Source organism: Cuniculiplasma divulgatum, assembly GCF_900083515.1.
GTDB lineage: Archaea > Thermoplasmatota > Thermoplasmata > Thermoplasmatales > Thermoplasmataceae > Cuniculiplasma > Cuniculiplasma divulgatum.
Genome location: NZ_LT671858.1, coordinates 616,577 through 629,711 on the forward strand (window position 1 = coordinate 616,577; position 13,135 = coordinate 629,711).

12 protein-coding genes are annotated in these 13,135 nt (G+C 38.2%); 9 read left to right on the forward strand and 3 right to left on the reverse strand.

Translation table 11 applies throughout. From position 1 onward, the window contains the following. Positions 1-17: 17 nt before the first annotated feature. Positions 18-494 (reverse strand): hypothetical protein, encoded by a 477-nt coding sequence (locus tag CSP5_RS03065; RefSeq protein ID WP_021789821.1) that lies wholly within the window; start codon positions 492-494, stop codon positions 18-20. A gap of 296 nt (positions 495-790) precedes the next feature. Here CSP5_RS03065 and CSP5_RS03070 point away from each other — a divergent pair, with 296 nt between their 5' ends. The 4 genes from CSP5_RS03070 to CSP5_RS03085 all read left to right on the forward strand — a co-directional run bounded on the left by CSP5_RS03070 (position 791) and on the right by CSP5_RS03085 (position 5,426). Continuing rightward, on the forward strand, positions 791-1,936 hold the full coding sequence (locus tag CSP5_RS03070) for an acyl-CoA dehydrogenase family protein (RefSeq protein ID WP_241810774.1): 1,146 nt from the start codon (positions 791-793) through the stop codon (positions 1,934-1,936). A 3-nt stretch (positions 1,937-1,939) separates the two neighbouring features. Further along, the gene (locus CSP5_RS03075; RefSeq protein ID WP_021789819.1) at positions 1,940-2,956 is read left to right on the forward strand and encodes a 60S ribosomal export protein NMD3; all 1,017 of its coding nucleotides are present in this window, start codon (positions 1,940-1,942) and stop codon (positions 2,954-2,956) included. Beyond that, positions 2,956-4,212: an arginine deiminase family protein gene (locus tag CSP5_RS03080; protein WP_021789818.1), complete on the forward strand. Its 1,257-nt coding sequence runs from the start codon at positions 2,956-2,958 to the stop codon at positions 4,210-4,212. The genes CSP5_RS03075 and CSP5_RS03080 overlap by 1 nt, the downstream gene beginning before the upstream one ends. Before the next feature lie 269 nt (positions 4,213-4,481). Further along, positions 4,482-5,426: a bifunctional phosphoglucose/phosphomannose isomerase gene (locus CSP5_RS03085; RefSeq protein WP_171970423.1), complete on the forward strand. Its 945-nt coding sequence runs from the start codon at positions 4,482-4,484 to the stop codon at positions 5,424-5,426. On the opposite strand, the gene rqcH is transcribed toward CSP5_RS03085, so the two are convergent. Further along, positions 5,419-7,227: a ribosome rescue protein RqcH gene (rqcH, locus tag CSP5_RS03090; RefSeq protein WP_077076804.1), complete on the reverse strand. Its 1,809-nt coding sequence runs from the start codon at positions 7,225-7,227 to the stop codon at positions 5,419-5,421. The genes CSP5_RS03085 and rqcH overlap by 8 nt on opposite strands. Positions 7,228-7,435: 208 nt before the next feature. Here rqcH and CSP5_RS03095 point away from each other — a divergent pair, with 208 nt between their 5' ends. Both CSP5_RS03095 and CSP5_RS03100 read left to right on the forward strand, forming a co-directional pair. Then, positions 7,436-7,930 (forward strand): hypothetical protein, encoded by a 495-nt coding sequence (locus tag CSP5_RS03095; protein ID WP_077076039.1) that lies wholly within the window; start codon positions 7,436-7,438, stop codon positions 7,928-7,930. A gap of 105 nt (positions 7,931-8,035) precedes the next feature. Next, entirely contained in the window at positions 8,036-8,983 is a 948-nt protein-coding gene (locus CSP5_RS03100; protein ID WP_077076040.1) for an NAD-dependent epimerase/dehydratase family protein, read from the forward strand. On the opposite strand, the gene CSP5_RS03105 is transcribed toward CSP5_RS03100, so the two are convergent. After that, entirely contained in the window at positions 8,971-9,642 is a 672-nt protein-coding gene (locus CSP5_RS03105; protein ID WP_077076041.1) for a helix-turn-helix transcriptional regulator, read from the reverse strand. The two genes, CSP5_RS03100 and CSP5_RS03105, sit on opposite strands and share 13 nt — an antisense overlap. 85 nt (positions 9,643-9,727) lie before the next feature. Between CSP5_RS03105 and sufC the strand changes: the two genes are divergently transcribed. The 3 genes from sufC to CSP5_RS03120 are packed head-to-tail and all read left to right on the forward strand — an operon-like array spanning position 9,728 to position 13,131. Then, positions 9,728-10,465 (forward strand): Fe-S cluster assembly ATPase SufC, encoded by a 738-nt coding sequence (sufC, locus tag CSP5_RS03110; RefSeq protein WP_021789812.1) that lies wholly within the window; start codon positions 9,728-9,730, stop codon positions 10,463-10,465. A 5-nt stretch (positions 10,466-10,470) separates the two neighbouring features. Beyond that, positions 10,471-11,913, forward strand: coding sequence for a Fe-S cluster assembly protein SufB (sufB, locus tag CSP5_RS03115; protein ID WP_021789811.1), 1,443 nt, complete (start codon positions 10,471-10,473; stop codon positions 11,911-11,913). A 6-nt stretch (positions 11,914-11,919) separates the two neighbouring features. Beyond that, entirely contained in the window at positions 11,920-13,131 is a 1,212-nt protein-coding gene (locus CSP5_RS03120; protein WP_021789810.1) for a SufD family Fe-S cluster assembly protein, read from the forward strand. Positions 13,132-13,135 lie beyond the last annotated feature (4 nt).

The window sequence follows — 13,135 nt, forward strand, 5'->3', positions numbered from 1 at the left end:
TAATTTTTGATAGATTATTAATTTTTTTGCCTACTTTCAATTTCATTAATATTTGTCTCTAACCATTTTCTATCATCTTGTTCCTTTATCTTTTCTGCATAACTAATCGCCATTTTGAGATATTTATCGTATTCACCAAGTTCTCCTTTTACGTAATGCGCTCTGGCTAAAGCCTCACAGGCAAAACCATATTCAAAATCCTCAAGGTTCCCTGATTTGCACAATTCAAGGCATTTGTTTCCGTGATATATTGCCGATTCTGGCATTGATAGGACAGAATACACCCTTGATATTATCCAGTGTCCTCTTGAAAGTTCGAGGTCACCACCACCAGCAAATCTCCAGTGGAATAGGGATGCCTGAGATACGCTTATCATCAGGTCATTTTCATCAGAATTTCTTGACTTTTCAATTAGGTTCCATGTTTGATTGAACAGAGTAGCGGCAATTTTCCTATGCATTTCCTTGTCTATTCCCTTAATATTCATTTCCATCTATCATCATATTATTCAGATATAAAAATACAGGAATCAGTGTCCCACATTAAAATTAGTCTAACAAAACAATAGCAGATGGTCTATGCATCAATATGATTTTAAAACAGTAAAAATTATGCCATATAAATAAAGTCCAATACCATATTGTGCTTTAGTAGCCATTCCTGTTAGTATTAAAATTATTAAAATTCTCATATAATTATATTTTAATCTTTCATATTTATAATCTGCTAAATTCAAATCATGTTTATAAAAGAGAAATAAGGTTATTTTAAGAAATGATTAACCCATTTATGGTTGAAGAAGAAATATACGAAGAATTAAGAAATAATGTAAGGGAATTTGTACAGCGTGAGGTTGAACCTGTTGCCAAGAAAATGGATCTGGAGGACTATTTCCCGGAGAAAGTCTTCAGAAACATGGGGAAAATGGGATATCTTGGCATTACCGTCGGCGAGGAGTTTGGAGGTGCAAATCTTGGTTATATGGGACAGGCAATTATAGAGGAGGAACTGGGTTATTCCTCTCCTTCACTGGCACTCAGCTACGGTGCACACAGTAACCTAACGCTTGATAACTTATACAGGAACGGAAATAATGAACAGAAAGAAACCTACGTTCCAAAACTAGTATCCGGCGAGTGGATCGGTTCACTTGGTCTGACTGAGCCCCTTTCTGGTTCAGATGCCATGAATATGAAAACTACAGCTCAAAAAGAGGGAGACAGCTATATAATTAATGGTTCCAAAACATATATAACCAACGCCCCTTATGCAGATCTGTTCCTTACTTACTGCAGGACAGGAAAGGAACACTCTGCCTTCATAATTCTTTCCACCGATGAGGGATTTTCAAGAGGGAAAAAATTTGACAAAATGGGAATGAGAGGTTCTCCTACAGGTGAAATATACTTTCAGGATTTGAAAGTAACCGGTTCAAGATTAATTGGCAAGGAGAACCATGGGAGACACATAATTCTCAGCGGATTGAATTCAGAGAGAGCTATTCTATCTTTCATTTTTGTTGGGCTAGCAAGAAGGTCCCTGGAAGAAGCAATTAAGTATTCAGTGGAGAGAAAACAGTTTGGTGAATCACTGTATAAGTTTGAAATGATACAGGACAAGCTGGCAACAATGTATACCAGATACAGGGCTGCAAAATTGCTTGCATACGAAACTCTGGAGCATCTTGATAAGAACAAAATGGATGTGAAGAATGCGGCAGCATCAATCCTTTATTCAGCTCAGGTCTCTGAATACATATCAAGGGAATGTATCCAGATTTTTGGTGGAGCAGGTTATATCCATGATACTGGAATTGATAGATTAATGAGGGATGCCATCCTTGGTCAGATCGGAGCAGGAACTACAGAAATAAGAAAAAAGCTCATATCGGGGGCACTGATAAAGGAATTCCGCGAAGGAAGGAAAATTGATTGAATTATGTTATGTATAAAATGTGGAATTCGAGAAGCCATATACAAGGGACTCTGTGAAGACTGTATATGGGAAACACTGGTTATTGAAAAGCCAGGTTCAATAACATTTACCAGTTGCCCAAAGTGTGGTGCAATAAAGGCTGGGAATTACTGGGCTCATCATGATGCACAGGACAGATGGTCAAAGAAAGTTTATGAACTTTTCACGGTGAATGATCCATTTAAGATTAAATCATTCGGACCCATAGAACTGAACAAAATCGAGGATACAGCCTATATCAGGATCAGGATTAGAAGAGATGATGCAGAGGAGAAGGAGTTTCTGCTGGAAATTCCATACAGGAAGGAGTCAATCAGCTGTCCAACGTGTAATAAGGTAACAGGATCATATTACGAATCCAAGGTTCAGCTGAGGGGATTCATGGAAAAAATGAGCCCTGAAATAAATCTAATTCATCAGGAGCTTCTCCGCATGGTTGAGAACAACCAGAAGAAAGACCCTGAATCCTTTGTATCAAAGTCAGTTCAACTGAAGGAAGGTATAGATATATATCTTGGAAAGAAAAAAGATGGAGATACATTTGCCAGAGAAATTCAGTCTAAAACCATATGCAATGTGGTCGTTTCAAGTTCACTTGCAGGAATAAAGGATGGAAAACAATTTTTCAGGTTTACCTATATGATCAGAATTCTTGATATTGAGCCTGGATCTCTAATATTCTTTGACAATACAAAATACATTTATCAGGGAAAAAGGCCAGGTGGCATATATGTTACAGACCTGAAAAATGGTAAGATTACACTCATAAACAAGAGATTAATAGATTTTGATAAACTGAAGGAAACTGGAGAAAAAGCATCCAGGGAAAGGTTCATTGTAATTAACAGGACAGAAAACGAAACGAATCTGATGAATGAGAGAACCTATAACCAGATCACCCTGAAGAGGATTATAAAGGAAGATCAGATCGAACTGTTCTTCTATGAGGACAACTATTATGAAATTTTAGGTGATATTTGATGTTTGTAAGATCAGAATGGGAAAATTTGAAGGAAGTGATTGTTCATAGACCAGGAACAGAGATAGATTATGCGATGATCTCGCCGAGAGCATTTCTCTTTGAGCGACCGTTCAACAAGACGAAAGCATTAAGGGAACATGAGAAGCTTGAGGAGATTATGAAGGAGAATGGGGCAAAGGTAACACAGCTCAGAGAAATTGTTGTGAACAGGTGTAATACTGACAGTAGTTTCAGAAAGTCTCTGGAGGAAAAGTTAGCTTCTGAGGTGCAGTTCTATGGCGATATTTCAGAGGTTGAAAGGCTAAAGAAGGATTTTCAGAGAAATCTTCCATTCATGGATGCAGACACTCTTTTTAACATATCAATCCTGGTGCCATCAATTGACATAACTGTTGATCGTGATAATCATATGTCATATCCCAAAATATTTTCCAATGTACCCCTTACAAACCTGTATTTCATGAGGGATCAGCAGGCTGTGAGTTCTAATGGAGTTATTCTTGGTAGAATGAAACTGCCGCAGAGAAAAATGGAACCTGAAATTACAGGATTCATAATGGAGAAAATCCTTGGTAATGATCACCTGAAGAGGGTTGAGGAGAATTCATATTTTGAGGGTGGTGACTACATTCCATGTGGTGAATTTGGATTAATAGGAACAGGACCAAGAACTGATCTTGCTGGAGCCATATCGGCAATGAATTCAGGAATGATGAGCCATGACGAAATTTTGGTCGTGGAAAATCCCAGATATCCATTTATGGTAAATGATCTTCTAAACAATATGCATCTTGACACATATTTCAACATTGCAGGTAATGGCACTGCCATTGGTTCATTGAGCCTTGTAAAGGCAGCAAAGGGAAAATTATACCAGAAAACAGGAGATGGTTACGTTTATGCATATGATATAGCACTTTATGATTATCTGAAAAAGAAAGGTTATAACATAATGGAAATTTCCCCCATTGAACAGCTTTGTTATTCATCCAATTTCCTTACTGTAAAGAATAACAGAATTATATGCATAGATTCTTTTTCAGTTCTTAAAAAGCTTGAAAGCAACGGTGTCATAACTCAGAAGATAAAGGAAGAAGCAGGGGCAAAAGAATCAGAACTTAAAAGTGGAACCATGTTTCCATCCAGTTCAAAAATGCGGGATTTTGGTATTGATTTTATCAAAATCAATCTGGAAGAAATAACAGGTGGATATGGCGGGGCACATTGCATGACCTATACCCTTCATAGAAATTGATGTAAAAATAAAAACTGTAACAACATTTCCTAATATTAAAAATCACTGTAATACTTAAATCTCTAAATTGTAATAAATATAAGCAAATACGCCATAAAGATAGAAAATTTCATATTTAATTTACATAGCAAAGGTTAATTAAAAATAAATAAATACTCATGTATATGTCAACTAAAACCATGATCTATATTCTTGTAGGACTAGCTGCTTTACTTCCTGCTGTGTGGGGATTCTTTCTCGCCCTAGCTCCAATTTGAGGAATGATTTTTTTGGCAGAAGATAAATTTTACAGTCAGGTTTACTCAATTAAGGAACAAATCAATTTTACTGAGAAGTTTTCCCTGGAAGCACGAAATTTTAAAGCAATTGTAATTTCAGGAATGGGGGGATCAGGTGTATCGGGCAGAATTTTTGCAGAGATATTTCAGGAACTTCCTGTAATAGTTGTGGATTCTTATAAACTTCCAAAATATGTGGACCGCAGCTACTGCTTCATTGCAGTAAGTTACTCGGGAAACACAGAAGAAACACTGAGTACAGTTAAAGAGGCGAAGGCCAGAGGAGTCAGGGTAAATGCCATAACTTCCGGTGGTGAGCTTTCCAAAATATGCGACAATCTGATTAAAATACCGGCAGGATTGCAGCCAAGGGAGGCCATAGGATATCTTTTAATGCCTCTTTTGAACACTTTTGCTGGCATTCAGACGGAAGAGAGAAAAAAAATCATTTCAATTCTTGAAAATCTTGAAAAGGAGCGAAGCCCTATATGGCAGCTTGCACAGAAAATAGTAGACTCAAGAAAAATTCCCTACATTCTATCATGGGAACCTTTCACAAGCCTCAGCTACAGATTCAAGACACAGTTTAATGAAAATTCAAAGCTTTTCGCACTGAATCATAACCTATCAGAGCAGAATCATAATGAACTTGTACCGCAACTAATGAACGGAGGTATGGCCGAAAAATTCATCTTTCTTGTTCTGGAGGGGGATTACAGTTCAAGATGTAAGGTACGCCTGGATATAATGGAAAATAAATTCTCATCAGAGATCATAAGGATAAAGCCCAAAGGTGAGACACAACTGGAAAAGCTGTTCTATCTTCTGCACTATATTGACATCCTTACAGTGGAAGTAAGTTTGAGGTTGTCCTTTGATCCAGAGGATGTAAAGGTTCTGGAAAACCTGAAGGCTGAGCTTTCTAAAATTAAATAATATCTGCGTTTCCGGATGGAAGTATCCTCATTATTTCCTCTGTGTCAGTATCCAGTTTTGTGGCAATCTCCTGTGCTACCTTATCCCTTTTTCTACTGCCAGGAATTATGGTAACACAATCAGAATCATTTTCCCTGAACGGATAAATCATCGCAATTTTTGCTTCCCTGTAATCAATCATTCTAATGCTAAGCTTGAGTGGTAAATTGAAAAGATAGTTTCTTTTTCCCCTTACAATCCATGATCCCTTTCTAACATATTGCCCAGATTCTGGTGTTTTACTTACCTGCAGTGGGCTGACCCAGTAGGCTGATCCTGATGTGAGTCCATTCTGCCATGCCCTTGAGAATGAGACGGCAAATGCTGCAGCCTCTGTTATCTCCTCTTCCGTTATTTCTGCGTTATCTTCATTTCTTATTACCGTACTGGGTGCACCGTACATGTCCGCGTGTATGTAAATATCCTTCTCCCCCATATGTTTCTTTACAACCTTCTCGTTTGTATCCGTATTCTTACCAGAGATAACCAGATGATTGGCAGGGGTGAAAAACCAGTGATAGGTCTCGAACCAGAATCTTGGTCTATCTTTTTTCTTCTTAACCTGCTGTTCCTGTATCCCCTTTATTGAGTTTTCCATTGCTATCTTTGCACCCTCTATCCTTTCCAGGTAATCCTTAGACGAATCAAAATAGGACGTCATGTTTTCCCCAACACTTCTGTCATAGAACAGTTTAAATGTATTCTCGTTGAAAGTAATTTCTGCGCTCTTTTCTGCCTTATTCTTTGATTTCACCTCTATGACAAAACCGTCAAATGAAAGTCTCTCCTGATCAGAGGTCTTCAAATGCTGGAGAACTTTTTTCATGGTTTGAAAGTGAGATGAAATTATGACTCCTATTTCCCTGCTTGTTTCAGAAGCCTTCCTGTATTCCTCAATGGTTTTTTCCTGATTCTCAACAATTCTCCTAATTCTTAAATTCTCTGGTGTATCCTTAATTTCAGTTTCCATCATCATTTGCAGGGAATCGTTGAAATCCTCCATTATCCTGTCAGGTTCTCTGTTAAGAAACGTCAATCTTATTGGGCTTACAAGCTGTTCTTCTTCGTAGAAATATCCCTTATTTTCTTCAGTCTCACGAAGGCACTCATTGAGTTTTTCATCAATTTGCCCGATCAAATCTGTACACTGCTTTGCATCAAGATTCTTATCAATTCCTGCTCTATTTAGAATCTCCTCGGATAATTCACCTCCAAGGTTGAATCTTGTTGCCATAGTTTGAACAATTGATGCCTTGCTCTTCTCAAGTATTTCAATCTTATTTTCAGATTTTAATGATAGGGGATCAACCAGAGATGGTGGAATGTATTTTTCATTCCTTATTATTTTTCTGTTTTTCCATTCCCTTGGATTAAGTGCATATTCAATTACATCATCCTGCAAAACTATCAGATTACCATCTCTGAAGAGTTCCATCACGAAGGATGAACCGTTGTAAAAATCCACTCTGACTACCCTGTCAAAATTTATCTGGTAAATAGCCTTGATTTTCTTATCCATGAATTTCTTTCTGAGAAACATTGCAAGATTCCCAGCATCCTGCCCTCTTTCGGCATCCATAAGACAAATTCCCTTCTTCACGTCAATATAAAATGAACCTTTCTTTAGTGTTGGACTGTGAATCTGGAAGATAAATTTTCCACCACCAAGATCATATATCTTCTTTACAAAGCTGTCCTGAAGATCCTTTCTTTTGTTATTAACAAATGCATAGATATCAACAGAGCTTTCCTTATCTTTCACATATCTATATGACAGATTGCCTATAAAATTTAAAGAAATAAAGCATGGGATAGAAGTATGAAAAATATTCTTTACAGAAAACCTTAATTTTGAGGGAAATAAGGTCTTCCCAGACATTTCTGGGGTGGCTGATAGACAAATACATTAAAATGGCAAGACTATAAATGAATTATGGAAATAAGGATTTAATTTAAAGGGGTTGGATTAATTGGAAGCAATAGATGAAAAGATTCAAAATCTTCAGAACCAGGTAGATTACGAAAAAATGATGCCCATATCCAATTGCGCAAGTCTTGCAAGGATGGAAATAGAGCTTGCCACACTTTATAATAGAAAGGGTGAAAAGGACAAAGCAAATCAGCTGCTGGAAGATGCAAAAAATGCATTAACAGATCCAATGTGTCCCGAATCAAGAGACAAAAGGAGAGTGCTTAACCAGCTTTCATTTATAATGGGCGGTACCAGTGGTGCAGCCCTTCAGAATCCATACATGCAGGTGCGTACATCAATTCCAATATACATACGATTCATGGGTCTAATAATTCTGATGCTTGGATATGCAGTATTGTACATTCTTGGGTATTTTGGTTATATAACCAATGATATTTTATTCAACATTCTTGTTTTTGTGGTATTTATTGTAAGTCTGATTGCAGGCAGCGTAATCCAGAGAATGTACGTAAGGAAGGCTAGGTCAAGATAAATTTTATCATCTCCTGTAGTTTGGTTTGACGAGTATCCACATTACAACTTAATAAAGGCATAAGCATAAGATTATATTTTTTAACCTATAATCAATATACATAACATGACCAACATTTTGATCACAGGTTCTCTGGGGCAGGTAGGTTCTGAATTAATTGATTATCTACTGGCGAGCTATGGAGGAACCATATACGTAACTGATGTACAGAAGGAACCAAAAATTAGGGAAAACAGCAGGATCAATTATGAATTTCTGGATGTTAGGGATAGGGAAGCAGTGGATAATATAATCAGGAATAGGAATATAGATGAGGTATACCATCTGGCATCAATCCTGTCTGCAACTGGTGAAAAAGACCCATACCTTGCCTACAATGTAAATTTAACAGGTACAGTAAATGTGCTGAATGCCTGTGTTACAAGAGACGTAAAAAAGGTATTCATTCCTTCAACAATTGGCGTCTATGGTCCAGAGGTTCAGAAAGAGAATGCCCCAATTAGACACAACTCAATTCCAACAACAATGTATGGCATAACAAAATTTACAACGGAAATGCTGTCACAGTATTATTTCAACAAGTATAATCTTGATGTCAGGAGTCTAAGATATCCTGGACTCCTTAGCTATAAGGTAGCTCCAACAGCCGGTACCACAGATTATGCTGTGGACATGATAAAGCACGCAGCCCAGGGCAACCTTTACGAATGCTATCTGAAGGAGGAGACAAAATTGCCAATGCTCTACATGCCAGATGCAATGAAGGCAACACTTCGGATGATGACATCACCACAGGAGAGCATAAGAATAAGAACATCCTATAATGTGATGGCATACAGCTTTTCACCAAAGGAATTGGAGGAAGAAGTTAGAAAACTTAACCCGGACTTCAATGTAAAATATAATCCTGATTTCAGGCAGAAAATAGCGGACACATGGCCCTATTCTATAAACACAGAAGATGCCGTAAAGGACTGGAATTTCAAGCCAGAATACGACCTGAAGGCCACGGTTGCAGATATGTTTAAAAATTTTAAGAATCAGTCAATCTGATTGAGGTCAACTTCAACTATACACTTGTTGCCTCCGTCGGAGAACTTTTCAACCAGGGTAAAATTATTTTCTCCTGATCTTTGAATAATGTCCTTTCCAAGAACGTCGCATATTACCTTTCCATTGTTCTTGGCCATTTCATAGAATATACAGTTATGCCTTATGATCCTGACAGTTTCCCCGTCAACTTCCATTTTTGCATAATATCCAAGTTTATTTAGAGCGTTAACAAAACTCTGCAGTCTTTGAATTTTCTTTTCCCTACCATCAAGAGTACCTTCAGAATTCTTAAAACCAGCTTTTTCCATTAATCTATCTGCAACATGCCCAAGAAGAAGGTTCAGTTTCATCTCACCGAATTCATTCCTGAATTCATCGAGAAATGTAGCCATGAGTTCTGAATATTTCTTTGGAAATAGTTCCATGCCGGATTGACTGATCTCATAGTATTTGGAAGGTCTTCCAGTACCTTCTTTCTTGAAGAAGGGCTTTACATAGCCCATCTTTTCAAGTGTATCCATGTGTTCTTTTACAGCAGTTTTATTCATATCCAGTGTATCTGCAAGATAAGCCATGCTTTTCTCCCCATTCTCAAGAATCATGAGAATACTTGTTTTTACCTTTCCAAGGAGAGGACTTACTGCAAGTTCATTTTCCATATATAGAGTAGTTAAATTACTTATATTAAGTTTATTGACTTTAAACATAAGTAAGTGTTTAAATAGGTTAAACCAATTTAGTATTATGGTTGAGCTGAAAATTAGCAATCTCTCTGCCAGTGTGGAGGGAAAGAAGATCCTGAAAGGGGTTGATATTGATGTTAAGGGAGGAGAAATCCATGCATTGATGGGACCTAATGGAGCAGGTAAGAGCACATTGGGAAATGTTCTCATAGGCCACCCGAACTATGTTATAGAAGGCGGATCAATTATACTGGACGGTAAAGATCTTACAGATAAAACACCTGAAGAGAGGGCCAGGGCTGGACTGTTTCTTGCTTTCCAGAGCCCGATCTCTATCCCGGGCGTAAAAATTTCTTCATTCCTTCGAACAGCATACAAACAGCTGCATCCTGAAGATAAGGTGACAGTCACAGAATTCTTCAACAGGGTAAAGGAACACCTGAAACTTGTAGGTTTGGATGAGTCTTTCATGTCAAGATCCGTTAATGACGGATTTTCTGGAGGAGAAAGAAAGAGATTCGAAATACTGCAGATGGCAATCCTCAAACCAAAGATAGTGGTACTCGATGAAATAGATTCTGGTCTGGATGTTGATGCACTTAGGCTCGTTGCAGAGGAGATAATAAAATACCACAGCAAAGAGGTTGGTTTCCTGATCATAACGCACTATCAGAGAATTTTAAAGAATATTGACCCAGATTTCGTTCACATACTGGTGGATGGAAAGGTTGTCAGGAATGGAGACAAGAACCTTGCCCTTAAGATAGAGGAAGAAGGTTACGATTGGATAAAGGAGTGATAAAGATGGAAGTTGAGTTAACAAAGGAAGAAGAAATAGAAAGATTAGTTGAAAGTTTGAAAGGTTCCAAGGCTTCAGACTGGGAATTTCATGATAAATTCAGCCCTGTTTATTCCACAGGAAAGGGACTGAATAAGTCTGTAGTAGAGGAGATTTCAGAGATTAAGAAAGAACCAGACTGGATGAGAAGGATGAGATTGAAAGCGTTAGAAATATTTCAATCGAAGCCCATGCCAACATGGGGACCTGATTTGTCCGGCATAGACTGGGAAAACACCACATACTATAACAGACCAGATGAGAGAACATCCCAGAACTGGGATGATGTGCCAGATCAGATAAAGGATACATTCCAGAAACTGGGAATACCAGAAATGGAGCAAAAATATCTTGCAGGATCAGTTGCACAGTACGAAAGCGAGGGTGTGTATCATTCACTGAAAAAGGTATGGGAAGATAAGGGAGTTGTTTTCATGGATCTTGATTCGGCTGTAAAGAACCATCCGGACCTTGTAAAGGACTATTTCTGCAAGGCAGTTCCATTCACTGATAATAAGTTTGCAGCACTTAATGGAGCAGTATGGAGTGGAGGATCATTCCTGTATGTGCCCAAGGGCGTTCATATAGATATGCCTCTGCAGACATACTTCAGAATGAACAATGAAAGCACTGGACAATTCGAACACACCATAGTTGTAGGAGATGAAGGTTCCAAGGTTCATTACATCGAAGGATGCACAGCACCCAGATGGGACAAGGATTCACTTCACAGCGCAATTGTTGAGATATATGCACAAAAAGATTCAGATGTGAGATATACAAGTGTGCAGAACTGGTCAAAGAGTGTATACAATATGCCAACAAAGAGAGCCTGGGTAGACGAAAGGGCAAAAATGGAATGGGTCGGAGGATCACTGGGTTCCAAGATAACAATGATATATCCCTCATCCTATCTGAGAGGACCATACGCATCTACATCAAACCTGAATATTTCACTTGCGGGTGCCGGAACAATAAAGGATACGGGCGCAAAGGCCATACATCTAGCTCCTCACACAACATCAAAAATAATTGCAAAGAGCATAAGTATTGAGGACGGAAAGGCAATATACAGAGGGCTCCTCAGAATGAACAAGGGGGCAATTGATTCAAGAAGCAAGGTACAGTGTGATGCCCTTCTGATAAACGATGATTCTCAGTCACTAACGTTCCCCCACGATGAGATATATGAACCCACTGCAACATTCTCCCACGAGGCAAGCGTTGGAAAGATAGGAACAGAAGAACTTACATATCTAAGATCAAGAGGACTCTCAGAGGACGAGGCAAGCTCTATGATTGTTCTTGGTTTCCTGGATGATGTAATGAAAGAAATTCCAATGGAATTTGCCATTGAAATGAACAGACTGGTAAAACTTGAAATGAACAAACTGGGAGCAGTAGGATGATCTTTCATGGAACAGTTTTCTGATCTTTTAAAAACAAGACTAAAAGATCCTGCCTATGATTTCAGACAGGATTCATTCCTGAATTATCTCAAAACACCAAAAAGGTCGTACAAGGAAAGTCCCACAGTCAAGGATTATGTGGATATTTCCGAAAAAGACCTTGAAAGAATGGCAACAGGATTATACAAACCTCTTAAGCCAGCCTTAAAGGGCAGGGAATACGACGTAATGATAGGCAACGGCAGGATTATTTCCAAGAAGGAAGTGTCCGGGGTAAAAATAAGTAATATTACCGATGTATTGAGTGAACTTCCTTCCGTGGTATGGGAAAAGAAGGGAAAGGAAAGAGAGGAGTTTCTGATAAATGCATCATGGAGTGGAGGCTACTTTGTAAAGATCGATGGCGATAAAAGTGTTAAGCTCACCATAGATGCATACAACGATGGTATGGATTCAGGTTCTGAGAAGAACATTATATTAATTGGGAAATTCTCAAAGGTAAATCTTGTTGAATCCAGGTACACCGAAGGTGAAGCATCAGGCAATCCAACACAGGGGAAGGCTACATACATATTCCTCGATGAAGGTGCATCCCTTGAATATAATTATCTTCAGGACAAGAACACAGCAGTGAATGACATTACATATGTCAGAACATTTCAGGAAAAGTCTTCCAATTTCAAGATATTCCACGTGAATCACGGTTCAGGAAAATTACTGTTTGTAAATGAATCGACACAGGAAGGGGATGAATCTGATTACAGGGTATTCGGTGCAAGCTTTAGTAATGGACATCAGGCCATTGATGTCAGAGACAGCAGCTTCCAGATCGGAAAGAGTACCTCTGCTGACATTGAGGTCAGAGGTGTCGTTAAAGGATCAAGTACAACAATTCACAGGGGAAATATAGATATTGAATTACCAAGCATTCTTTCAACAGGATTTTACGATTCAAAGATACTTTTGCTTTCAAAGGAAGGATATGCAAACTCTAAACCTGCGTTGATCATCAGAAACAATAACACCAGATCAAAGCATGGTTCAGCTATCAGCAGTGTGGATAAAGAACAGATACTTTACTTAGAAAGCAGGGGAATAGATGAGAAAACTGCAACTACTCTCATAACAGGAGGCTTTATAGAATCCATTATAGAAAAATCTAACAACAAAAAATTTGTCGAAACCGTGCAGGAATATTCAAAGGATATAAATTTTTAAAACA